The organism is Roseivirga seohaensis subsp. aquiponti, assembly GCF_001267955.1.
Lineage (GTDB): Bacteria > Bacteroidota > Bacteroidia > Cytophagales > Cyclobacteriaceae > Roseivirga > Roseivirga seohaensis.
Genome location: NZ_JSVA01000010.1, coordinates 355899 through 378005, shown reverse-complemented (window position 1 = coordinate 378005; position 22107 = coordinate 355899). Strand labels below are relative to the sequence as shown.

Genomic DNA, 22107 nt, shown 5'->3' with positions numbered 1-22107 from the left:
TATTTAAGCCTGCTTAGCTAAAGGCTTCTCAATTTCCTCAGGATCAAGATCAACTTGAACTTCGGCATTCTTGAGTACATTTTTTAGCCTTTTACTCTTTTCTCTTAAACCATATACCCAACGGTTCATGGGCTGAAAAATCTTTGGTAGGTCAGTTCTGAATACATCGCAAAACAACACCACTCTCGTTTCATTGGTTTTATTCCAAACTGCGTGTTGGAAAGTATCATCGAAAAGTACGTCCTCTCCCTCTTTCCAATCATAGCGCTGGCCACCATCAATAATATAGCACTCACCTTCTTTAGGAATAATTAAACCTAAATGGTACCGCCAAACGCCCTTGTAAAAACCATTGTGAGGAGGGATATGTTTTCTAGGTCCAATAATTGAAAACATGGCAGTAGTAATACCCGGAACTTGCTTTAAAAGTGCGGTGGTTTTTGGCGCCTTTGCACAATTAGCATCCTGCCAATTGTCGTAAGCTTTGAACATAAAAACACGCCAAGCCGATTTATCCTTATCTGAAATAAATCGTTGAATCTTATCTACCTCATGGAATTTAGGAATATCATTCTCATTTTTCAGAACTTCAATCAACTCTTCTTGAATAACCTTCCAATTATCTTTTAGTATTTTATGCTGAGGAAAAAATTCGTCCACATCTACAATAGGGGGATTCTTCTTGAAGATTCGTAATACCAGAGAAAAAGTAATTGCTATTAGACTTGGCTCAACAAAGTAGAGAATCACATTCAGCAAAATAAAAGCTAGGAGAATTACACCTAAAATCTCTAAAATGATCATAACAGTGCGGTGATTTTAATTAAAAAAGGTGTTTAAAGTTGCCAAAAATTTAATCTATTGACATTCATAGAACACAAAAAGTTCAACCTAATTTCTCCTAAAATTGTTTAAGCTTCGAATTACGGATTTAACTTCTCATTATTCTTATGTCTTTCCTTATCTCTTTGTGTTTTTTTAGCCATCTTCATGTCCCAAGCAGCTTGTAAATCCGTCCCTGTTTGATTGGCCAAGCAAACCACCACAAACATTACATCGGCCAGCTCTTCACCCAAATCTTTATTTTTATCTGATTCTTTTTCAGACTGTTCACCATACCTACGCGCAATAATACGAGCAACTTCCCCCACTTCTTCTGTCAACTGTGCCATGTTGGTAAGCTCATTGAAATAGCGAACGCCAAACTCCTTTATCCAATTGTCCACTTCCTTTTGAACGGCAGTAATTCCTTTCGATTGCTCAGTCATTATTTTTTGTCTTTAGTATCAATTATTATGGTTACTGGCCCATCATTTACCAAGGCCACTTTCATGTCTGCACCAAACTCGCCTGAGCCAATGGCTTTCCCCAAATCCATTGCCAATTGCTCTTTAAACGCTTCGTATAGAGGAATGGCTACATCGGGTTTAGCTGCTTTAATGTATGAAGGTCGATTGCCCTTTTTAGTGCTGGCGTGTAGTGTGAACTGGCTAATCACCAAAACTTCGCCATCTACATCAATCACGCTTTTATTCATTACGCCCTCTTCGTCTTCGAAAATACGCATATTCACTATTTTACGGCTCAGCCACTCAATATCTTCATGATTATCGGCTTCTTCTATGCCAATTAAAATCATTAAACCTCTGCCAATAGCAGCCTTCACTTGGCCGTCTATGGTTACCGATGACTCGGAAACATGTTGTATCACTGCGATCATATCAATGCAAAAAACCCCATTAATAAAATAGGATTCAAGTAATTTAGCTAAATTTCAAACTATGCGAATTAGGTTATTTTGGCTGGCCATTTTTTTAAGCATCACTGTGGCTGCCTTCCTTTTCTATAAAAACACACAAGCGCCTATTACTTATGGTTTAGCGCCTGCTTTTGACGGAAATGACTACACGCATATTTACCACTATTTTGTGGGTTTAGAAGAAAATTATCAAGTTCCTTTTCCTTTTAACGGACGAATTTTAGTGCCTTGGCTGGCTGCTCAAATCGACTCGGGGAATATGATTCAGGATTTTCAATGGGTGAACCTGTTTTTCACCTTAACCTCTATAATCGCTCTATTTGTGCTTTGGCGGCAAATGGGTTTTGAACTGAAATGGTTTATGGCTGGCTTTTTCTGGCTGCTCTTTCATTGGACAGGCATCATTCGCCTAAATGCCTTCGATCCGGTTACGGTTGATCTTCCACTCTACCTTTTTCAGACCTTACTATTACTCATTATTCTGAAAAGAAAATTCGTATGGTTACTGATTCTAGCTCCACTGGCCACCGCTCAAAAAGAGTCATTTTTAGCCTTAGTCATCATTCTTACTGTTTATGGCATTTGGCACAATCGTAAAACCGAAGAAAGCTATTATCCAATTCCATTGTTAGTTTCGGCAGTTACGCTTTCACTCATTACGAAATTCTCTATAGCCCACTATTTTTCTCCTATAGAAGAAGGAAAAGGAGCCATCATCACCTTACTCTACCACGCAAAAGAAACCATCCTCCACCCTTTTGAAATTGTGCGCTGGTTGGTAGCCATGTTTGTGGCTTTTGGGCCTGCTTTGTTTTTGGCTGGAAGAAAATACGTATTGACAAATCGTTATGACAACACACGAAATGTGCTTCTGATTTTTACGCTTACCTATCTGGCTTTCGGTATTTTGGCGGGTGGCGATATGACACGCATTATCTATCTCGGTTTCCCCTTCATTGCCACTTGGATAATGTATGAGCTGCGCGAAATGAGAACCAAGCCCTTATTTATTCTTGGGCTTTTGTCACTTCCGCTTATGATGCTGCACCAGCACCTTCCTGACCCTGCTTTTCAAATGGAACTATGGAAAAGTTGGTATCCTGAGTTTGCCAATACCAGCATTGTACTAATGTATTTGTGTTATGGGGTTATTGCTGCATTCATTGGCTATCGTTTTAATCAGGCCGCTCCTACGGAGCTCAAAAACTAATATTTAAATTTATTAGTCTACAAACAGGGCGTCCCGATGGGACTTCTCGCAATACAGTAGAAATCAATACGGCACTTAAGTTTACTATTCAATAGCTCAACCCAATAACCCCAGAGGCGTGCCCTGTTGGTAGGCAAACAGAGGATTAAAAACATAAGCCCCAGCGGGGCGAATGTCTTTACACCATATTTACGACCAAACACAGGCCGCTCCTACGGAGCTCTAAAACTAATATTTAAATCTTTCTACAAACAGGTCGTCCCGCTGGGACTCTTGCAGATGTAGTTAGACTCAAGACAGCTTTCAAACTCATGATTATAACGAGATTCAATCCGACAAACCCCAGAGGGGTGTCCTGTTTGTAGACAATAGTGAAAAGATATACAAAGCCCCAGAGGGGCGACCTGTTCTCACTCCATATCCCTACGAGAAAGCCAAAACAGTCTCCCCAAAAGTCCAATGAAGCTCATAATCAGTCCGAAATAAAGCCAAACCGTCCAAACCCCTTGAAGGAACATATCACCCAAAACACCCAGTTTATCTTGAAAACTCAGACTCGAAAAAGGGGCGTAAAGAATCCATTCTCCGTCATTCTCAAAACCTTTATTCACTCCGTCAGCTGGTAAAGCTTGATGAAGCAAATAAATTGAAAGTCCGATAAAGAGTGCAAGGAAAATAACTTGGACTGCATTTTTGAATTTACTGACAAATGCACGCATAATAAAAGTCCAACTGCCAATGGCCGCATAAACCAGAAAAAAGAAGACTGAGGTTTCTGCAATAAAATAAGTGTCGCCAATTCCGAAAGAGGTATCACCAAACACCGATGTTACTTTAAAGAAAGTAAAAACAAGCAATAATGAGAAAATTGCGCTCAGCAACAACCAAAGCAATTCAGAAAGCCAGAGTTTCGATTTAAGTAAATCCTTCATTTCACATCTTCTGCATAATTTCTGACTGGTAATAATAGCAACCTTTATCGTCTTGCTTGGCTACTTTCATCATGGCGTCTGCCACTTTATCGGCATGGATAGGTCGGTACTTTTTCAATGGACCAATAAACGGAATAATACGGGTAATGATTTGCGCAAACTTTTCACCGGGCCGACTCTCACTACGGTTGCCACGCAACAAACTCGGTTTGAAAATATAAATGGTTCGGTAAGCCAGAAAAGAGATTTTATCTTCCAGCTCCCCTTTCACCCTGTTATAAAAATACCTTGAGTTTTTATCTGAGCCCATGGCTGACACCAAGAAATACCTTTCGGCTCCAGAACTCAAAGCCCTTTCTGCCAAATTGTAGCAGTAGGTAAAATCCACTTTATAAAATGCTTCCTTCGACCCTGCCTTTTTAATAGTTGTTCCCAAGCAGCAGAAAATATCATCTGCTTTTGGGAAATCTTTCATACTTTCTAGCTGATCGAAATCAATGTTGAGTTCGGCATATTTCTGATGCGAAATACCCAAGGGTTTTCTAACCAGTGCTATGACCTTAGCATACTGGTTGCTGTTCAATAAATTTTGAGTGAGTGACCGGCCAATCAGTCCGCTTGCACCGGCAACGATTGCTGTTTTTTGTTCCATAACTCTAATTTAGCCAAAAATTCATTCTGTAGAGTTATGCCTTTATCTTGAGCGTACCACAAGTGTAAATACACTGCAAACTCGGTTGCGGTGCGCTCTTGCGTCTTTTTATTTTCTAAAAACTCGTTTTGAATTTCGGTAGGCCTTGGCCCCCAATCGCCTAAAACAGTTAAACTTTCAGGATCTAGGCCAATAATTTTTGGAATAGAACGTCCGCCATTGGTTAGAAATTGATCGATCACTTCTGGGTGTTCATCGCGCAAAATCATTTTCATTTCTAAAAGCGGATTCAGCTGCGTCATTTTATAAATGAAGGGCAGGTTTTGAGCGGCATCACCACACCAGCCTTCGGTTATTACTAATAATGTGAGCGGAGATGTAATGTTGAGTAAACGCTCTTGAGTTTCGGGAGTTAACTTTCCAATTTTAGTCCACTTTTTCATGCGCTTGTCGTTCATTCGCGCATAATTAAGCATGGCCTCCGACTGATTCTCTCCAGTCGTTTTTTCCTCCATTAATAAGCCACTAAGCAAGCTTAAATATTGCTCATAGCTCATAGCGTTTTCAAGTAATTCTTTGGTAATAACAGCTTCCATAAGTCATGATTTTTGGATGACAATATGGAAACCAAAGGCTATTCAGAATCGTTCGATTCTTCCCATTTTTTGAAGCGATCCACATCGCTTCTGAAGCTTTTTCCCAACCAAACCAGAACGGTAGCATCATCTATAAGTCCGGCAACGGGAATAAAGTCAGGAATGGCATCGATTGGAGTAACAAAATAGATTAAGCCTGCCACAAACATGATAATGGTTTGCCAAGGCGTTTCAGTATAAACACCTTTCAAATAACTTGAAATCATGCGCATAATCAAGGATAGAAACTCAACGATTTTTGCTTTAAGAGAGTCATCACTACTACTGGCTTCCATCTTTTTTTGTGTATCGGCCAATAGCTCTTTGAGCTTTACGCGGTCATTCACAATTTTACCCGCCTTGGCTTTCATTTTGCCAAAAAATCGCTCTTCTCTTTCGTTTAAATCCTTCTCCTTACTCATACACGATTAAAAAACTTGTCTAATTTCATTTTTTACAAAAGAGAGCGTATCACCAATGGGGTCACTCTCGAGCTTCATCATCTTATCAAAAATTGTCTGAGATAAATCTATAGCATTATTTTCGGCCTTCATTTCTTGAGAGGCATCTTGAATAACGGCAATAATTATGTTCACCGTATCTCGAACTCGCTGCCATGCCTCATCGCTCATATAAACCTGCTGCGAAAGGTTATGGTTTAGTTCTTCACCAATTTCGTTCAATAACAAGTGTTGAAATTCGAAAGCGTTTATACTAGGGTTACTCAACCGAAGCAGCATATTATTGGGCGAAATGCGCTCCAGCAACAAACAGGTGCGCTCGTAGGCTTGAAGTCGAATGGGCAAAACAGTGTCAGTAGTTTTCATTTTGAGCCCAATCAATTGAGCATCGAACTGCTTTTGCAAAAAATTTCTGACAACTAAATACACAGCATAAAGCACTAGCCCCGCTGGAATTAAAATTTGAATTAAATCGGTAAGGTATTCCATGTTCATTTTTAATACGACATTCTGCTAGACTATCGGAAATTGTGAGTGAAAATAATGAGATTATTGGCCAAAGCCATTGATCTAACTAGATTTTCATTTTTTCATTGTTTGAAAAGAAGGTCAATCATGTCATAGAAAAAACCAGAAGTCGATTACTGGCTGCTTTTTATAGTCTGCTAATCGCTTTCTTATCTGCTCTTTCCCCTTTGGCGATGCCACAACCACCATAATTTGTGGGTTTTCCAATTCTTGTATAAAGCTTACATGCCTCATTAGCACATTGTACACTTCTAAACCAATTTTCTTTTGATTGTTACAAACCCAGTAAAACGACTGACTTCTTTCCTGAAGAAGTTTGGCCATTTCCTTTCCATTAGTGCCAGCTCCCCAAAGCACCAAAGGTCTTGATTCATCACGATCGAGCTCGAAAAAATAGCCCAATTTCAAATCGAAGTAGCGATTGTCTTTATACACTTTAAGCGTTCTTGAAATCCTATCTGGCCTATCGCGCCAATGATTAAGCACTTTATTTAAGCCCACGATTTTTAACCCATGCTTATAAACCCGAAAACAGAGATCGTAATCTTCTGGATAAACCTCAGGGTTGAAAGCCCCAACAGCATCAAAATCGTCTTTGTGCATTAACCAGCACTGAGAAGGAATAGAACACTCTTTATAAATTTCTTCATAGTGATTATCATCGGTGGCTATTTCGTTTAGCCAGCGGTCGTAACGTAAAAAACCTTCACCCACTTCGCCTTCATCTACAAAATGGGCTGTGCCTCCTGCCACTACCGTTCCCTTTCCATACTTCTGCCATTCCTCCACCAGCACTTGTAGTTTATCTGGCGGCATTATATCATCCGAATCCATTCTATTGATTAATTCACCTTGGGCATAAGCATAACCATGTTTTAAAGTAGGAATCAGGAAATTGCGTTCGCTATGATACAGCTTAATGCGTTTATCTTTTTGAGTATAGGCCTTCAAAATCTCAGGGGTCTCATCTGTAGAATGGTCATTCACGGCAATCAATTCCCAGTGGGGGTAAGACTGAGCAATAATAGAATCTATGCATTCGTGCAAATAAGGTGCAGTATCTTTTGCGGCCATAATAATGGACACCAATGGCGATGCGCCAGAACTATTTGAGTTCATAGAATGCATGTTAATTTTCAGCGGGTTTTATAAGTGCCGAATTCAAGAAATTTGAAATTACCGAAATAAAGGGGCAAAAGCATTAATATTCACATATTCCGAACCCAATCAATAGAGAAGCCATAAGTTTAAAAGATATTCAACAACTTAAGCGGAAGGAATGGAACATTCTCAATTCTGACTAAGTTTACAACTCAAACAAAGTAGTGATATGTCGCAAGTGTTAGAACCAGTAACCATTACACCAAAAGCCTTGGAAGAGGTGAAAAGCATTATGTCCAACAAAAGTATTCCTGAAGGATATGGTTTAAGAATTGGCGTAAAAGGTGGTTCTGGCTGCGGTGGAATGGGCTACTTACTGGGTTTCGACAAACCCAAAGAAGGCGACATCACTTATCAAGTAGACGGAGTAAATGTGCACGTTGAAAAGCGGCAAACCATGTATTTATTGGGCTTAGAAGTCGATTTTTATGAAGGAGCAGATGCAAGAGGTTTTACTTTCGTAAACCCCGACAAGGAAGAATAAGCTTTAAAAGCGTCAACAAAACTCCTATAATTCTTATATTTTGCCAAGCAAAAAAACATTATGCTTGACAATACTCATCTAATTAACACGATTACCAAATTTTTAGAACAAATTGGTATTCCTATTCAGTACACATCTATTAAGGAATCAACTTTTTTACCTGGTATTAATATAGATAAAGGAGTGCTTTTTATTGACCAAGGTAAGCTGAAATACCCTGGTGACTTACTTCACGAGGCGGGTCATATTGCCGTAATGACGCCTAAAGAACGAGCTAGTATTTCTGGTAATATTGAGGAGCACAAACCCGAGGGAGAAAGTGATGAAATGGCGGCTATTTTATGGTCGTATGCTGCACTAAAGCATTTAAATCTAGCCCCTCAAATTGTGTTTCATCCTGAAGGCTACAAAAACGATTCAGAATGGTTGATCGAAAACTTTGAAAACGGTCAATACATAGGCCTTCCCCTATTGGAATGGATGGGGCTAACGGATTCAGATAGTTTTCCAAAAATGAAATACTGGCTAAGGCAATAATGGACTATGCTTAAAGACATTTACGTTTTGGGTACTGGCTTATCGCATGATGGTTCTGCTGTAATTCTAAAAAATGGTGAAGTAGCCATTGCCATAGAAAAGGAAAGGCTAAGCCGAATCAAACATGATGGAGGCAATGATAACCTTGCTATTCAATATTGCCTAGATGCACTCAGAATTACAATGGATGACATTGCACTTACTGTACAATGTGAGAATTTTGTAGTTCCAGAACGCAACCGATTTCAGGGAGAAAGAATATTCAAAAGTTATCCCAAAACACCCCTTCACTCTATTTCTCACCATTTGGCACATGCGTACAGCACTATTGGCACAAGCCCTTTTTCGGCATTCAATATCTTGGTGATTGATGGTTGTGGCAGTCCCTATCAACAATGTACCGAAGATTTACACCCTTCACTGGAAGAATTGGGGTTTTCTGAAAACGGACTTAGTGGCCTCATATGTGAAAAAGATAGCTTCTACCATTATGATGGTGAAAACCTCAAAGTTCTGTTCAAGGATTTTAGCGAAATGGACATTCCAAAAGGGAATGCAGTTCAGATGCCCACTACCAAACATTCAATTGGTGGATTTTATGCTTACATAAGCCAATATTGCTTCGGAAACATGAGCGATGCTGGTAAATTGATGGGCTTGGCTCCTTTCGGAAATAAGAACGTGTATACGCAAGAAGCTTTTAGTTTTGAAAATGGAAGAGTGTTTGTTCGTGAAGAATGGAAAACAAGCCTAAAAACCCCAGCCTTAGATTACCCTACTTTCCAGAAGAGTTTTCAATATTATGCAGATGTTGCTTTTTGGGCACAAAAGGAAGTGGAAAAAGCCATCATTTATATAGTCGAAAGTAGAACTGTATTAAACGGTAACCAGCCTTTAAGTTACTCTGGAGGCGTAGCTTTAAATGCTGTAGCAAATGCCAAAATGATTCAAAAGGGACTTGTTAACCAACTTTACATTGAACCTGCAGCAGCAGATAATGGACTGGCTTTGGGTTGTGCTTACTACGGTTGGTTAGAATTATTAAAAGAAAAAAGAAAGCAGCACAACGGAAGCACTTGCTTTGGTATTTCTTATTCCGACCAAGATGTAGCTCAAACACTAAAAGATTCATTCCCAAACTTAAACGTAACGCATTATCAAAACCGTAGTGAGTTTCTAAGCTCTACAGCAAAACTTATTTCTGAAGGAAAAACAATTGGTTGGTTTCAGGATAGATGTGAGTTTGGCCCTAGGGCATTGGGAAGTAGATCAATATTGGCCAGTCCATTTAATGAAAGAATGCAGCTCCATATCAATCAAAACATCAAATTTCGTGAAGACTTTAGACCTTTTGCTCCTGCTGTGCTTGCAAAAGATGTTCACCTTTATTTCAAACACGGTTTTGAAAGCCCCTACATGATTTTAGTTGATGAAGTTAAAGAAGAATGGATCAATAAATTAAAAGCCGTTTCCCATGTTAACGGTTCCGCCAGAGTACAAACCGTAGATGGTAGTTGGAACAAACCTTTCTATAAACTACTACTAGAGTTAAAAAACATAAGTGGACATGGAATGGTGCTTAACACCTCTTTTAATAAAAAAGGCCAGCCCATAGTTGAAACGCCTCAGCAGGCCATCGAGCTTTTCAACGAATCCGCATTAGATGTTTTAGCCATTGAAAACTACATTATTCAGAAATAGCCTCTGGCAATAACAGGTTTTTAAGCCAGTCATTCAGCTCCATATCCAACACCATATGAACGCGATCTTCAGTGCCACGATTATGAACCGAATGAGGGTCAGAGAGTCGACAATACCAACATTCACCTGCCTTCATAATTACTCGTTTTTTGTTTAGATAGAACTCTACGTTGTCATTCGTCACTACAGGAACATGGAGCCTTACAATTCCATTTTCTTCATCCAAATCATAATCCCGATGCTCCTTAATTTCCGAGCCTGCACCAAGCTTCATTAGTCTAACACTTGTTATTTTGGTTTTAAATGTTCCAATTACTTGTCTAAAATACTCACAGTTCGCTAAAAAAGGTGTGTCTTCAAATTCTGTAACACCAGGAGCAGAAAAAATCATGAGGATAGGATGAGTTGCTCCTTTTGGCCCTCTGAGTGGAATCACACTCCAATCTCCAGAATAGTTATCCTTCACAAAATGTTCGGTCCAATCTCCATATATTTTGTTAAGATCATTAACCAATAAGGATTTATCAAAATGAAATGGAAGGCGTACTTTTTCTGGCAACATAGGTCTACAATTTACAGTAGAAAAAACTTTTGTGTGTAAGGAATGAAATTATATTTGCCTCAAATAGTCACTATGGTTCAATTCGATATAGTAATCGCAACCTGCGATAAGTATGTAGCTCCAGAAAAGATCACTCCTTATGTGCAGAATGTTCTCACAGAAGATCAAATCATACTTTCTGCTTTGGAAAAGAAAGGGCTTAAAGCAGTTCGTAAATCATGGTCAGACCCTGATTTTGATTGGAGTAGCACAGATAAAGTACTAATCAGAACTACTTGGGATTACTTTGAGCGCTTTGAAGAATGGCAGTTGTGGCTAGATTTGGTTTCAGAGAAAAGCACCCTGATTAACGCCATAGACTTGGTGCGCTGGAATATGGACAAGCATTATTTGGGTGATCTAGAAAAGCGCGGCATTAACATTCCCGAAACCCATTATATAGAAAAAGGCACTACCACTTCTTTGAAAGAACTACATACACTAACAGGTTGGGAAGAAACCATTTTAAAGCCTTGCGTATCGGGGGCATCGCGCCACACTTACAAGTTAAATGCAGATAATATTGAAGCACACGAGGCCATTTTTCAAAAATTAATTCAGAACGAAGCCTTTATGCTTCAGCCTTTTCAGAAGAATATTTTTAAAGGTGAAATTTCCTTAATGGTGATGGGAGGCCAATTTACTCATGCGGTGTTAAAAGTGGCCAAACCGGGTGATTTCCGTGTGCAGGATGATTTTGGTGGAAGCGTCCACGACTATCAACCTACTCAAGCAGAAATGGATTTCGCTGAAAAAGCAGTGTCGGTTTGCAGCCCAAGTCCTTCTTTGGCTCGAGTAGATATTATTCGCGATAACAATGATGAACTGGCCATTATCGAGTTAGAAATGATTGAACCAGAACTTTGGTTTAGGTTGAACCCAAAGGCTGCTGATGTTTTGGCGGGTTGTATTTAAGTTTCTTCGCCATTCAAATGGCCGAGTGAGTAGTTGACCAAATTCTTAGGCAGGTTAATTATTAAAAAACATATCTTTCATACTATCAAACGATTTGCTATGAAAAGAACATTCCTCTTCACATTGCTGCTGCTGACTTCATTTTTCGGCCTTAAAGCCCAAGTGGTAAATATTGAAATAAAAACCGAATTGGGTTCCATTATGGCCGAACTTTACCCAGATGAGGCGCCTATTACTGTAGCAAATTTCATTAAGTACATTGAGAACCATAAGTTTGATAGCGCCAGTTTTTACCGTACAGTAAGAATGGACAATCAGCCGAATAACGATGTGAAGATTGAAGTGATTCAAGGTGGCATTTCCTATAACCGTTCGGTGACTTCTTATCCGCCTATTGAACATGAAACCACCGAGAAAACTGGAATTTTACACAAAGACGGTGTTTTATCTATGGCGCGGGTTGGGCCGGGCACGGCTACTGCTGAATTTTTCATCTGTATCGGAGACCAACCCTCTTTAGATTTCGGAGGAAAGAGAAACCCTGATGGGCAAGGTTTCGCCACCTTCGGTAAGGTGACCAAAGGCATGGATATCGTGAAGAAAATTCAGCAACGAGAAGACAAAAATCAATACCTAGTAGAGAAGGTTAAGATTTACTCGATTAGTGTTTTGAAGTAAGCTTAAATCATAATTAAAGAAAGTCACTAAATGGAAGGCTTAACTTGTTGAAAGGGCTTCTACAATAACTAGGATAAGAAATCCTATATTTGTGATGTGAAGAAAATGTACATCATAGCAGGGCCGAATGGAGCTGGAAAAACAACTCTTTCCTACACAATTCTTCCAGAAATATTTGACTGTGACGAATTCGTAAACGCAGATGAAATAGCGAAAGGGATTTCTCCTTTAAACCCAGAGAAAGCTGGCATCAGAGCTGGCAGATTAATGCTTCTAAGGATCAAAGAACTGGTAAACAATGAAGAATCATTTGCGTTTGAAACAACGTTATCAACAAAGTCTTATCAAGGGTTTGTTAAAATGACAAGAGTACGTGGTTACGAAGTTATACTGCTTTTCTTAGCACTTGACTCCGTTGACTTGGCAATTCATAGAGTTGATACAAGAGTTAAAGAAGGAGGGCATAACATTCCAGTTACAACAATTGAAAGAAGATACTTTAACGGTTTAGTAAACTTCTTTAAAATCTATAAATCCATTGTGGATAAATGGATTTTGGTGGACAACTCGTCTGAAAATTTTGAGTTTATTGCTCAAGGATCGGGTTCTGAAGTGGTTATAAAAAATGAAAAAATTTGGTCTGATTTAAACAGAAAGTATAATGGACATTAAAGACGAATTAAAAGAATTAGAGCAAAAAGTAAGCTTGGGACTTAAGGAGGCTTACAGAAAAATGGTTGAGTTCAAGAAAAGGAACAATAGTCCTTTAATCGTTTCTCGCAACGGAAAAGTAATTGAAATAGCTCCGAAAGACATACCTCTTACTACGAATTCCAAGAACTAATTTCATTTGAAATAATTCAACTTCCCATAAAAAAACCGACTCGAAATAAATCAAGCCGGTTTCCATACATCAACAACTTACAACTATTTTCTATTCCTCTTCAGGAACATAACTGGCTTCTAATGCTGCCAATTCTTTTTTACCGTACGCAATTCTTGTGATCACTACATACAATACTGGCACAAAGAAAATGGCCAAGAATGTAGCAGCAAGCATACCTCCAATTACTGTCCAGCCAATGGTTTGACGCGCTACCGCTCCTGCACCATGCGCCATAGCCAAAGGCACAACACCCAAAATAAAGGCCAGCGATGTCATTATAATTGGACGCAATCTCAGCTTCACTGCATCTAAAGTAGCCGCCACTAATGGCACTCCTCTATCCACACGCTCTTTGGCAAATTCCACAATTAGAATGGCGTTTTTGGCGGCCAAACCAATCAGGGTAATCAAACCAATTTGAGCATAAACGTTATTATCCAATTTTGGCAAGAAAGTAAGGGCTACAATAGCTCCAAAAGCTCCCAATGGCAAAGCCAAAAGCACAGAAAAAGGAACCGACCAGCTTTCGTAAAGAGCAGCCAATAACAATGACACCAAGACAATCGCCAAAGCGAAAATCATAATGGTGCTATTGCCTGAGGCCAATTCTTCCTTACTCAAGCCGGAGAAATCGTAACCATAGCCTGCAGGTAGTACTTCCGCAGCCACTTCTTCTAAAGCTGCTAAAGCTTGACCAGAACTATAGCCTGGGGCAGCATTACCATTAATTTCTAAAGAACGGAAAAGGTTGTAGTGAGAAATCACTGGTGCGTTTTCTACCACTTTGTAACTGATTAAAGCACTCAACGGTACCGCTCCACCTTGTCGGCTTTGCACATAAAACTGATTTAAATCCTCAATTCTAGTTCGATACGAAGTATCTGCTTGGGCTACTACCCTAAAGTTTCTTCCGTAGCGGGTGAAATCGTTGATGTAGCTACTTCCCATGTAATTCGACATGGTGGCAAATACATCCGAAATATTCACCCCAAGTTTCTTCGCTTTTTCACGATCTACTTCAACATTATAGCCTGGAGTTTTTACGGTAAAGAAACTATAGGCCATGGCAATTTCAGGCCTCTGATTGGCTGCCATTAAGAATTGTCCCATCACTTGTTCCAATTCTTTGATGTCGCCACCAGCTTTTTGTTCTAGCATAAAACTAAATCCACCTGTTTGACCTAAACCAGGAATGGCTGGCGGTGGAATTACCACAATATTGGCTTCTTTAATCACTCCAAATTTCTGAGTTAACTGACCGATAAGGCCAAATAACTGCTGTGAAGGTTCTTTTCTTTGTTCCCAAGGATCCATTTGAAGGAAGAAAGTACCTGAGTTTGGCTTAAACGAGAAGTTAATCGCATTCAATCCACCAATACCTGTGGCATTGTTTATTCCTTCTGTGTCATTTATGATTTGCGCCATTTCATCCATTACCGCTCTTGTTCTGGCGCTAGACGCACCTTCTGGCAACTCTAATGAAATGAACAAACGACCTTCGTCTTCAGTAGGAATAAAACCTGTTGGTTTTGACTGGAATAAACCGATAGTTCCTGCGAAAATACAGGCCAATAGAATCAATACCAGTGGAGCTCCTTTAATACTTCTTTTCACTCCATTTGAGTAAGAAGAAGTTACTCTTTCGAACCAATTATTGAATTTGAAGAAGAACTTATTAATGCCTTTTCCATTTTCATTCACTTTAGACGGACGCAACAATAAGCTACACAATGCCGGAGTAAGTGTTAAAGCCACAAAGGCCGAAATCAATACTGAAATAGCAATAGTGATGGCAAATTGCTGGTACATTCTACCTACAATACCCGGAATAAAACCAACTGGTATAAATACCGCAGCCAAAATTAAAGCGATAGCAATTACTGGAGCTGTAATGTCTTTCATAGCCCGCATGGTTGCCTCTTTGGCTGAAAGCTTATAGCGATCGATGTAATGCTGAGCAGCTTCTACCACCACAATGGCATCATCTACCACAATACCAATGGCCAATACGAAACCAAACATGGTTAATGTGTTGATGGTAAAACCAAGCGGCACAAAGAAAATAAAGGTTCCAATAATAGAAACTGGAATCGCCAAAATTGGTACTAAAGTAGCCCTCCAACTTTGCAGGAAGAGGAACACAACGATAATTACCAAAAGCAATGCTTCAGCAAAAGTGGTCAGTACTTCATTGATGGAAACCTGCACCACTGAAACCGCCTCGAACGGCACGATATAATCCATATCGGCAGGAAAAGCCGCTTTCAGCTCATCCATCGCCTCATAAATTCCTTCGGCAGTATCTATAGCGTTACTGCCCGGTGCTTGGTACACCAACAATATAGTAGCGTCTTTCTGGTTGATAATCGACTGACGACCATAACTGAACTGACCCAATTCTACCCTGGCTACATCTTTCAAATACACTAAAGAACCATCAACATCAGTTCTCAGAACAATGTCTTCGAACTCAGCCTCATTTTCCAATCTACCATTCACGGTAATTGGGTATTCAAAAGCCTGTGATTGATACTGAGGCATTCCGCCCACAGTTCCGGCAGCTACTTGTAAGTTTTGCTCTCTAATGGCAGCCGTTACTTCTGCAGAAGAAATTCCATACTGAGCAAGTTTGTCTGGTTTCAACCAAACCCTCATACTGAAATCTTGACCTATGGAAACAATGTCTCCTACCCCTTTTACCCTCAATAGCGCATCGCGTACATAAATGTTGGCGTAATTGGAAAGAAACTTAGTATCGTGAGAACCTTCTGGCGAATACAAGCCAATTACCATCATGATACTTGGGTTACGTTTTCTTACTGTTACACCCAAACGCTGAACAGCCTCTGGCAAAGTAGGTTCAGCAATACTCACACGGTTTTGCACGTCCAAAGTGGCTATATTAATGTCGGTACCTACTTCAAAGGTTACGTTCATTTGCATCTGGCCAGTGCTTGTGTTGTTCGAGCTAATGTAAGCCATGCCCGGAGTACCGTTAATCTGCGTTTCGATAGGTGTAGCTACCGTTTGCTCCACCGTTTTAGCATCTGCGCCAGTATAATTGGCCGAAACAGAAACCACTGGTGGTGTAATATCTGGATATTGGGTAACCGGCAAATTGAGTGCTGCCAAAGCCCCTACCAGCACAATCACAATGGAAATTACCATTGCCATGACTGGCCGTTTTATAAAAGTTTGTGATATCATTCTTTTTAATTTTTGAAGATGGAATTGATATTACAATTGAGAAGGAAGCATTTCAGGTGCTACTTTCGCGCCCTGTCTAAGTTTCTGAATTCCTTCAAAAACAATTTTCTCCCCTGGCTTTAAACCACTGCGCACCGCTATGTTTGCGCCTAGTAAACTCCCCAATTCTAGCTTGCGCTGACTCACCGTATTTTCATTGTCGATTACATAGACAAAATATTCTCCCATTTGCTCGGTTACGGCTTTGTAAGGTATGATTACTTGCTGACCATAATCTTGGTTGATTACGCGCATAGAAACCGTCATTCCAGAAATAAGATCACGATTAGGATTGTCGAATTTCACTCTCAAACTGATCGTTCCTGTTTGTCTTCCAACAGCGCGATCTATTGTTACTAATTCACCCACAAACGGGTAAACTGATCCATCGTGAAAAGAGATAGTGAAAAGTGAATCTGGATTATCGTTTCCTTTCATCAAGCGATTGAACCTAGGAATTTCGCGCTCACTGATCGAGAAGTTCACCAAAATTGGGTTGTCTGACGACAAGGTGTTCAGCAATGGCTGACCCGGTGAAACTTGAGCCCCTAAACGTACTTGCGAAATACCGATGGTACCATCGAACGGAGCTGTTACTAAAGTGTAGCTCAAATCGGTTTTTGAGCTTTCTAATTGTGCTTTGGCCGCAGTAAGCTGCGACTGTGCTGTAAGCAAATCCGCTTTAGCATAATCTACTTGCTGCTTTGCAATAGCATCTTTTTCAATCAATCGTTCATAACGCTCTACATCTTTTGTGATTCGAGCCAAATTAGATTCCGCAATAGCAACAGCCGCTTCTGCTTGCTGTTTTGCTGCTTCATATTTACTTCGATCGATCTCATAGAGCTTCTGCCCCTTCTTAACAGTTTGCCCATCCTGAATAAAAATATTGGTAATTGTACCACTAATTTGAGGTCTTAATTCTACCTCGTTTTTAGGTACTACTGTAGAAGGGTATTCATCTATCGCAGTTACCTGTTTTTGTTCTACCGTAATAGCTTTTACCGCCACAGCCGGAGGTGCAGCTTGTTGTACAGTGGCCTCTGATTTGCTGCATGATGAAATGCCAAATAGCATTACAGCCAAGGTCAATATTGTAGCTTGTGTTCTCATTATTTTGAAATAGTTATTTGCTTGATCAATTGATTTCTATGTTCCCTAAAGCCTTTTTCAGGTCGAGCTTGCTGGCTAAAACCTTATAAAGTGCATTGTAGTGGTTGAGTTGTGAAGTTCTTAGTTCGGTTTCTGCCACAATAAGATCCACGTAGGCTTTGATACCTTCATCATATTGTAACTTGATAATGTTGTACACCTCTTCAGCCAATTCCATGTTTTCCTTTACCGACTCCCACTCATATAGATTGCTTTTGTAAGCAGCCAAAGCCGTTTCGTATTCGGTATTGATTTGGCCTTCTAAATTGATTTTGCTTAACTGAAGACGCTCTTCATTGAGTTCGGCAATCTTAATCTGTTGAGTTCTTTTTCCACCTTGAAAGATTGGTATGCCCACAGAAACACCCACTACAGAAGTAGGGTAATTTTTTCGGTACAGATCGGAAAATTCATTATTAAAAAACAACATATTATAATTATAATAGGCGGAAACCTTAGGGATGAATGACCACTTTTGATACTTGGTTTGCAATCCAAATAAGGAGAGTTGCGTTTCCATTTGTTGATGCTCAATTCGGTTTTGCACCATTAATTCCTCAGTAGTATCCATCACGGTTTCCTTTTCCATGGCCGCATAATCAAAATCTAGATTCAAATCATTGGGCAATGGAAAACCCATTAACTGTTTTAAATAAGCAAACTTAGCATCCAAAGAAGTAGCTACTCGGTTTCTATCGCTTTTAAGATTAGAAAGTGATATACCAGCCCTTTGATAGTCCGTTTTATCTACCAAGCCAGATTCGTAACGGCTTTTGGCATCCTGATACTGTTTTTGCAAACGGTTCAGGTTTTCATCTAAAATTTCGAGTTGCTCGTAGGTCAACAGAATATCGTAGTATGCTTTGCTTACCATCACCACCGTATTCACCTTATTTCCTTCAGTGCTCTGATCGAGTTGCGAACGCACCAAGTCTTTTGTTTGTAAAGCAAAAAACTGGTCGCGATTAAATAATGTCTGATTTACCTGAAAAAGCAGGTTTGAATTATAATTCTGCCCAAAAGTGATTAGCTGATCTCCAATGACCTGAGTTTGGCGCTTAATATTATGCGAAGCACCAAAATCGGCTGTCACTTGAGGCAACCAACCCGATAAACTTGATTTAATTTCATGTTCCCCAATTTCTTCATCCAGCAACGATTGCTGAATCATGGGGCTATTTTCTAAGGCGTAATCCAAAATCTGGTCTAAGCTGAGTTTGGTATTCATTGGTTGATTTTCTTGTCCAATTGTTAGTTTGGGCACTAGAAAAACCAATAGGCCATAAAGCAAGAATTGCTTAATTCCTCTCATAATAATCTATCTGTTTTAAAGGTTTATGTTTATTCTTTTGTGGGGAAAATCTTACTGTTTCCTAATCGCGTCCCAGGTCATTTCTGCGAGTTGATTAAGATCGATTCCTCTTTCTGCAACTTTTTCACTAAAATTCTGCCTGACTTTCGACATGGAATTGACACTTCCGATCACCATGATAAAGAGAATGTCGGGCGAAAGATTTCTTAAAATCCCCTTGTCAATTCCTTCTTGAAAGAAGTTACTATTCCAATCATGCCATGGAGAATCTGCATTCTGAATTTCACGGGTATTGAAAGGTGAAATCATAAATTGTTCAAAGAAGCTCTGTATTTCTGGGCGGTCTAAATAGAGCTCACTTAAGTTATTCCAGTAGTTAAAAAATCGTGTTTTAAAATCCAACGAAGGATCATCGCTTCCGCTTACATGGTTAAAAATTATACTCTTTGCGTAAAAGAATAGCTCACCAATCAAGTCATCTTTGCTATCGAAATAGGTATAAATGGTGCCTGCTGCCACTCCTGCATTTTTCGCCATCATGCTCATTGGGCAACCATGAAAACCATGATCTTTAATAAGCGCTAAGGCACTTTCTAAAATGAGTTTTTTCTTTTCTGCTATGGGTTCCATAATGGATTTACTTAAACTGAATGAACGTTCAATCAGTATAACGATTGATTAGTTCCCGCGTTGTTGAAAAATTTCAACATTATTTTTCAGAACCAGAGTTAAGGAAGAGTTTTCATGCCTAGATGGTTCCTCTGATTCAGTATTTTTCTCTTGAAAAGAGTAAATTAGACCCTTGTACTCCTTCTTAAATACCAGTATAAGCCAATGACTATTAACCCCGCTACAGAAAAAGTAATCCAAAGTCCATGGTTTAGTGGAGTGCCATCTTCTGAAACTCAGCGATTCTTAGCTTTGACAAAACTGGTTCAATTGAAGAAAGGCGATCGTTATATTGAAGCCGGAGAAACACCCAAGATTTTTGGCTTTGTTACAAAAGGCCTGTTCCGTTTTCTTTATACCGACCAAGAGGGAAAAGAATACACCAAAGTTTTTGTGCCCGAACATAGCTTTGTAAGTGCTTATTCGGCCATGGTATTGAACCAAGCTTCGTACTTTTCTATCGAGGCACTGGAAGATTCGGAAGTACTGACCATCAGTTATGTAAGCTGGCTCCGATTGAAAGAAAGCCACCCCTGCTGGAATGAGTTATTGATTAAAGTATTGGAAAAGGCATTCATTATGAAAGAAGCTCGCGAACGGGAATTTTTGTTCTTGGATGCAGAAAGCCGTTACCAAATTTTTCTAGAGCGTTTCCCAAATCTAGAACACAGATTGAAGCAGCATATGATTGCATCCTATTTAGGAATAGCCCCAGAATCTTTAAGCCGCGTAAGAAAAAAAGAGCCATCTTAACCTAGGTCAATGTTTTGAGTTTTCACGGAGTCTAGTTTTGTCAAAAAAAATGAAACTTGAAAACAACACCGTATTAATTACCGGAGGAAGTTCAGGCGTTGGACTGGAACTTGCCCAAAGGTTAATCCAACTCAACAATAAAGTATTGATCTGTGGCAGCTCACTAGAAAAATTAAAGCGCACAAAAGCTCAAATGCCTTCTATCGATTATTTGGCTTGCGATTTATCTGAAGAAGAAGGCCCTACAAAACTCTTTGATTGGGTCAAGGAAAAACACCCTACCTGTAATGTTTTGGTGAACAATGCAGCCATTACTCATACCCTCAATTTTCATGATACGCCCGATATTCTAGAAGTAGCGAAAAAGGAAATTCAGGTCAATCTAATGGCTCCAATTGCACTGACAAAACTTTTCTCTCCGCTGTTAGAACAAAATCCAAATCCCGCAGTGATTAACATTACATCTGGTTTGATCTATTCGCCCCGAGCTGTTTACCCGTTTTATGGTGCGACTAAAGCTGCTTTACATTCATTTACTCAAGTGCTCAGAATTCAGTCTTCGAAACGAAACCTTGAAATAATTGAAATATTATTGCCAGTAGTAAATACGCCATGGCACAAAGGAAATCCACCTAAAATTGCCATTACGGTAGAAAAAGCGGTAGAAGGAATGCTCAAAGGATTGAGAAAAGGTCAAACTGAAATTAAGGTAGCAGGAGTGAAAATTCTTTATGCGCTTTTCAGAATAGCCCCCAGTTTTGCGCTAAAGAAAATCAACAGTTTGGGTTCGAAATAAAATAGAACTACCAACTTTTGGAGGGCCGCTTGATATTATTTTTCTAAAAAGGATTGAATGGTTGCGAAAAACTGCTTTTCATTTTCTACAAAAGGAAAGTGACCAGATTTTTGAATGATGGACAGTTGACCGTTAGGGAAGCTATCCGTCATTCTTTCGGCATGAAGGCTTGCGGCAGGTTCTTCACTGCCATAGATAATCAACGTAGGGCAGGTGATTTTCTTCAAGTCAGAATAAAGGTCGAAATCCGCTAAATCGGGTCCCAATAAGCCAAAAACCTGACTGCGCTGCATATAATCTTGTGGCACAAAGAGCTTGAGCTTACTCAAGTTCGTGGTATCGTACATTTGAGGTCGGAATGATATGCGCAGTAGTTTTTCAATTGCTTTAGAGGGGTTTAAAGTTTGCAATGCCCCAGACTCCATAATGGCTTGGCGGTCTTCGCGATCTTTATTCGTAGCCCTTTCTGACACACGACCTCCTTCTAATTGCCAATCGGCTACACTTGGTGCAATGGAGTTGGAAAGTATGAGGTGATTTAAATTTTCAGGATACTTGATTCCGTATTTCATGGCCAGCAATCCACCCCAAGAATGACCGAACAAATTAATCTTCTCTAGCTTCAGTGTTTGTCTGATTTGCTCTATGTCGTCTACGAAACCTGCTAAGTTCATGGTCTCGACTTGTACCTCTACGGAAGATTGTCCGCAAGCCCTTTGATCGTAAAAGATAAGCTGGTAGTCTTTGGCGAGTTCGTCAAAATGAGGGAGAAAATAGGAATGCTCCATCACAGGGCCGCCATGGACAATCACCAGAGGATCGCCCTGCCCCATGGTTTTATAATACACTTGAGAACCGTTGATTTCTAGAAAACCTGAGGTGGTCGGAATTTCCTTTTCACTGAACTGGCAACCAAGCAATACGGAACAAATGGTGAGTAAAAGTAGGGTTCTCATAAGTTCTAATGTTGATTAAAAACTTCTCGTTTCTATATCCTTCGTTCCTCAGGATGAAAAACGGTGAGCGCAAACTTCCTGAA

Annotated in this window: 25 protein-coding genes; 10 read left to right on the top strand and 15 right to left on the bottom strand. The window is 39.8% G+C overall.

Translation table 11 applies throughout. The features are described from left to right. Window positions 1–3: 3 nt before the first annotated feature. The 3 genes from OB69_RS11205 to dtd all read right to left on the bottom strand — a co-directional run bounded on the left by OB69_RS11205 (window position 4) and on the right by dtd (window position 1720). Window positions 4–804 (bottom strand): aspartyl/asparaginyl beta-hydroxylase domain-containing protein, encoded by an 801-nt coding sequence (locus OB69_RS11205; RefSeq protein ID WP_053223811.1) that lies wholly within the window; start codon window positions 802–804, stop codon window positions 4–6. 119 nt (window positions 805–923) lie between these two features. After that, window positions 924–1268 (bottom strand): nucleotide pyrophosphohydrolase, encoded by a 345-nt coding sequence (locus OB69_RS11200; protein ID WP_053223810.1) that lies wholly within the window; start codon window positions 1266–1268, stop codon window positions 924–926. Next, complete coding sequence (dtd, locus tag OB69_RS11195; protein ID WP_053223809.1) at window positions 1268–1720, bottom strand: D-aminoacyl-tRNA deacylase; 453 nt, start codon at window positions 1718–1720, stop codon at window positions 1268–1270. The genes OB69_RS11200 and dtd overlap by 1 nt, the downstream gene beginning before the upstream one ends. 61 nt (window positions 1721–1781) lie before the next feature. Between dtd and OB69_RS11190 the strand changes: the two genes are divergently transcribed. After that, window positions 1782–2969 (top strand): hypothetical protein, encoded by a 1188-nt coding sequence (locus OB69_RS11190; protein WP_053223808.1) that lies wholly within the window; start codon window positions 1782–1784, stop codon window positions 2967–2969. A 410-nt stretch (window positions 2970–3379) separates the two neighbouring features. On the opposite strand, the gene OB69_RS11185 is transcribed toward OB69_RS11190, so the two are convergent. The 6 genes from OB69_RS11185 to OB69_RS11160 form a co-directional block, all read right to left on the bottom strand. Beyond that, window positions 3380–3901, bottom strand: coding sequence for a hypothetical protein (locus OB69_RS11185; protein WP_053223807.1), 522 nt, complete (start codon window positions 3899–3901; stop codon window positions 3380–3382). 1 nt (window position 3902) lies between these two features. Further along, window positions 3903–4553, bottom strand: a complete 651-nt coding sequence (locus OB69_RS11180) for an oxidoreductase (RefSeq protein WP_053223806.1) — start codon at window positions 4551–4553, stop codon at window positions 3903–3905. Then, window positions 4511–5149, bottom strand: a complete 639-nt coding sequence (locus tag OB69_RS11175) for a thioredoxin family protein (RefSeq protein WP_053223805.1) — start codon at window positions 5147–5149, stop codon at window positions 4511–4513. Before OB69_RS11175 ends, OB69_RS11180 begins: the two co-directional genes overlap by 43 nt. 38 nt (window positions 5150–5187) lie before the next feature. Then, window positions 5188–5610 (bottom strand): YkvA family protein, encoded by a 423-nt coding sequence (locus OB69_RS11170; protein ID WP_053223804.1) that lies wholly within the window; start codon window positions 5608–5610, stop codon window positions 5188–5190. A 6-nt stretch (window positions 5611–5616) separates the two neighbouring features. Next, window positions 5617–6138 carry a DUF7935 family protein gene (locus OB69_RS11165; protein ID WP_053223858.1) on the bottom strand — a complete coding sequence of 174 codons (522 nt, stop codon included), beginning with the start codon at window positions 6136–6138 and terminating at the stop codon, window positions 5617–5619. Between the two features lie 129 nt (window positions 6139–6267). Next, window positions 6268–7296: a glycosyltransferase family 2 protein gene (locus tag OB69_RS11160; protein ID WP_071426772.1), complete on the bottom strand. Its 1029-nt coding sequence runs from the start codon at window positions 7294–7296 to the stop codon at window positions 6268–6270. A gap of 220 nt (window positions 7297–7516) precedes the next feature. Between OB69_RS11160 and OB69_RS11155 the strand changes: the two genes are divergently transcribed. Genes OB69_RS11155 through OB69_RS11145 form a run of 3 tightly spaced genes read left to right on the top strand, consistent with a single transcriptional unit; the run spans window position 7517 to window position 10060 of the window. Further along, window positions 7517–7822, top strand: coding sequence for a HesB/IscA family protein (locus OB69_RS11155; RefSeq protein WP_157608557.1), 306 nt, complete (start codon window positions 7517–7519; stop codon window positions 7820–7822). 60 nt (window positions 7823–7882) lie between these two features. Next, window positions 7883–8359, top strand: a complete 477-nt coding sequence (locus OB69_RS11150; RefSeq protein WP_053223802.1) for a hypothetical protein — start codon at window positions 7883–7885, stop codon at window positions 8357–8359. Window positions 8360–8365: 6 nt separating this feature from the next. Next, a complete protein-coding gene (locus OB69_RS11145) occupies window positions 8366–10060 on the top strand; it encodes a carbamoyltransferase C-terminal domain-containing protein (RefSeq protein WP_053223801.1) in 1695 nt (564 codons plus the stop codon). On the opposite strand, the gene OB69_RS11140 is transcribed toward OB69_RS11145, so the two are convergent. Continuing rightward, window positions 10047–10622: an aspartyl/asparaginyl beta-hydroxylase domain-containing protein gene (locus OB69_RS11140; protein WP_053223800.1), complete on the bottom strand. Its 576-nt coding sequence runs from the start codon at window positions 10620–10622 to the stop codon at window positions 10047–10049. The two genes, OB69_RS11145 and OB69_RS11140, sit on opposite strands and share 14 nt — an antisense overlap. A 72-nt stretch (window positions 10623–10694) precedes the next feature. Between OB69_RS11140 and OB69_RS11135 the strand changes: the two genes are divergently transcribed. The 4 genes from OB69_RS11135 (at window position 10695) to OB69_RS11120 (ending at window position 13098) form a co-directional block, all read left to right on the top strand. Then, entirely contained in the window at window positions 10695–11576 is an 882-nt protein-coding gene (locus OB69_RS11135; protein WP_082338156.1) for an ATP-grasp domain-containing protein, read from the top strand. 99 nt (window positions 11577–11675) lie between these two features. Next, window positions 11676–12254 (top strand): peptidylprolyl isomerase, encoded by a 579-nt coding sequence (locus OB69_RS11130; RefSeq protein ID WP_071426765.1) that lies wholly within the window; start codon window positions 11676–11678, stop codon window positions 12252–12254. A 105-nt stretch (window positions 12255–12359) separates the two neighbouring features. Then, on the top strand, window positions 12360–12926 hold the full coding sequence (locus tag OB69_RS11125; RefSeq protein ID WP_053223798.1) for a zeta toxin family protein: 567 nt from the start codon (window positions 12360–12362) through the stop codon (window positions 12924–12926). Beyond that, entirely contained in the window at window positions 12916–13098 is a 183-nt protein-coding gene (locus tag OB69_RS11120) for a hypothetical protein (protein WP_053223797.1), read from the top strand. The genes OB69_RS11125 and OB69_RS11120 overlap by 11 nt, the downstream gene beginning before the upstream one ends. A gap of 90 nt (window positions 13099–13188) precedes the next feature. On the opposite strand, the gene OB69_RS11115 is transcribed toward OB69_RS11120, so the two are convergent. Genes OB69_RS11115 through OB69_RS11100 form a run of 4 tightly spaced genes read right to left on the bottom strand, consistent with a single transcriptional unit; the run spans window position 13189 to window position 19480 of the window. Beyond that, entirely contained in the window at window positions 13189–16347 is a 3159-nt protein-coding gene (locus OB69_RS11115) for an efflux RND transporter permease subunit (RefSeq protein ID WP_053223796.1), read from the bottom strand. 30 nt (window positions 16348–16377) lie between these two features. Then, window positions 16378–17499, bottom strand: coding sequence for an efflux RND transporter periplasmic adaptor subunit (locus tag OB69_RS11110; RefSeq protein ID WP_053223795.1), 1122 nt, complete (start codon window positions 17497–17499; stop codon window positions 16378–16380). A 25-nt stretch (window positions 17500–17524) separates the two neighbouring features. Continuing rightward, on the bottom strand, window positions 17525–18850 hold the full coding sequence (locus OB69_RS11105; protein WP_053223794.1) for a TolC family protein: 1326 nt from the start codon (window positions 18848–18850) through the stop codon (window positions 17525–17527). 51 nt (window positions 18851–18901) lie between these two features. Continuing rightward, a complete protein-coding gene (locus tag OB69_RS11100; protein WP_053223793.1) occupies window positions 18902–19480 on the bottom strand; it encodes a TetR/AcrR family transcriptional regulator in 579 nt (192 codons plus the stop codon). Window positions 19481–19684: 204 nt separating this feature from the next. On the opposite strand from OB69_RS11100, the gene OB69_RS11095 reads away from it, so the two are divergent. Together OB69_RS11095 and OB69_RS11090 are read left to right on the top strand one after the other, a co-directional pair. Further along, complete coding sequence (locus OB69_RS11095; RefSeq protein WP_053223792.1) at window positions 19685–20272, top strand: Crp/Fnr family transcriptional regulator; 588 nt, start codon at window positions 19685–19687, stop codon at window positions 20270–20272. A 49-nt stretch (window positions 20273–20321) separates the two neighbouring features. Beyond that, a complete protein-coding gene (locus OB69_RS11090) occupies window positions 20322–21068 on the top strand; it encodes an SDR family oxidoreductase (RefSeq protein ID WP_053223791.1) in 747 nt (248 codons plus the stop codon). 35 nt (window positions 21069–21103) lie between these two features. On the opposite strand, the gene OB69_RS11085 is transcribed toward OB69_RS11090, so the two are convergent. Beyond that, window positions 21104–22024: a proline iminopeptidase-family hydrolase gene (locus OB69_RS11085; protein ID WP_053223790.1), complete on the bottom strand. Its 921-nt coding sequence runs from the start codon at window positions 22022–22024 to the stop codon at window positions 21104–21106. Between the last annotated feature and the right edge of the window lie 83 nt (window positions 22025–22107).

Coding starts and splice junctions, on each gene's coding strand:
- OB69_RS11140 (WP_053223800.1), bottom strand. CDS start 10,622: ATGTTGCCAGAAAAAGTACGCCTTCCATTTCATTTTGATAAATCCTTA.
- OB69_RS11085 (WP_053223790.1), bottom strand. CDS start 22,024: ATGAGAACCCTACTTTTACTCACCATTTGTTCCGTATTGCTTGGTTGC.
- OB69_RS11120 (WP_053223797.1), top strand. CDS start 12,916: ATGGACATTAAAGACGAATTAAAAGAATTAGAGCAAAAAGTAAGCTTG.
- OB69_RS11160 (WP_071426772.1), bottom strand. CDS start 7,296: ATGAACTCAAATAGTTCTGGCGCATCGCCATTGGTGTCCATTATTATG.
- OB69_RS11185 (WP_053223807.1), bottom strand. CDS start 3,901: ATGAAGGATTTACTTAAATCGAAACTCTGGCTTTCTGAATTGCTTTGG.
- OB69_RS11200 (WP_053223810.1), bottom strand. CDS start 1,268: ATGACTGAGCAATCGAAAGGAATTACTGCCGTTCAAAAGGAAGTGGAC.
- OB69_RS11180 (WP_053223806.1), bottom strand. CDS start 4,553: ATGGAACAAAAAACAGCAATCGTTGCCGGTGCAAGCGGACTGATTGGC.
- OB69_RS11100 (WP_053223793.1), bottom strand. CDS start 19,480: ATGGAACCCATAGCAGAAAAGAAAAAACTCATTTTAGAAAGTGCCTTA.
- OB69_RS11135 (WP_082338156.1), top strand. CDS start 10,695: ATGGTTCAATTCGATATAGTAATCGCAACCTGCGATAAGTATGTAGCT.
- OB69_RS11205 (WP_053223811.1), bottom strand. CDS start 804: ATGATCATTTTAGAGATTTTAGGTGTAATTCTCCTAGCTTTTATTTTG.
- OB69_RS11090 (WP_053223791.1), top strand. CDS start 20,322: ATGAAACTTGAAAACAACACCGTATTAATTACCGGAGGAAGTTCAGGC.
- OB69_RS11130 (WP_071426765.1), top strand. CDS start 11,676: ATGAAAAGAACATTCCTCTTCACATTGCTGCTGCTGACTTCATTTTTC.
- OB69_RS11170 (WP_053223804.1), bottom strand. CDS start 5,610: ATGAGTAAGGAGAAGGATTTAAACGAAAGAGAAGAGCGATTTTTTGGC.
- OB69_RS11125 (WP_053223798.1), top strand. CDS start 12,360: ATGTACATCATAGCAGGGCCGAATGGAGCTGGAAAAACAACTCTTTCC.
- OB69_RS11190 (WP_053223808.1), top strand. CDS start 1,782: ATGCGAATTAGGTTATTTTGGCTGGCCATTTTTTTAAGCATCACTGTG.
- OB69_RS11105 (WP_053223794.1), bottom strand. CDS start 18,850: ATGAGAGGAATTAAGCAATTCTTGCTTTATGGCCTATTGGTTTTTCTA.
- OB69_RS11165 (WP_053223858.1), bottom strand. CDS start 6,138: ATGGAATACCTTACCGATTTAATTCAAATTTTAATTCCAGCGGGGCTA.
- OB69_RS11110 (WP_053223795.1), bottom strand. CDS start 17,499: ATGAGAACACAAGCTACAATATTGACCTTGGCTGTAATGCTATTTGGC.
- OB69_RS11150 (WP_053223802.1), top strand. CDS start 7,883: ATGCTTGACAATACTCATCTAATTAACACGATTACCAAATTTTTAGAA.
- OB69_RS11175 (WP_053223805.1), bottom strand. CDS start 5,149: ATGGAAGCTGTTATTACCAAAGAATTACTTGAAAACGCTATGAGCTAT.
- dtd (WP_053223809.1), bottom strand. CDS start 1,720: ATGATCGCAGTGATACAACATGTTTCCGAGTCATCGGTAACCATAGAC.
- OB69_RS11095 (WP_053223792.1), top strand. CDS start 19,685: ATGACTATTAACCCCGCTACAGAAAAAGTAATCCAAAGTCCATGGTTT.
- OB69_RS11145 (WP_053223801.1), top strand. CDS start 8,366: ATGCTTAAAGACATTTACGTTTTGGGTACTGGCTTATCGCATGATGGT.
- OB69_RS11115 (WP_053223796.1), bottom strand. CDS start 16,347: ATGATATCACAAACTTTTATAAAACGGCCAGTCATGGCAATGGTAATT.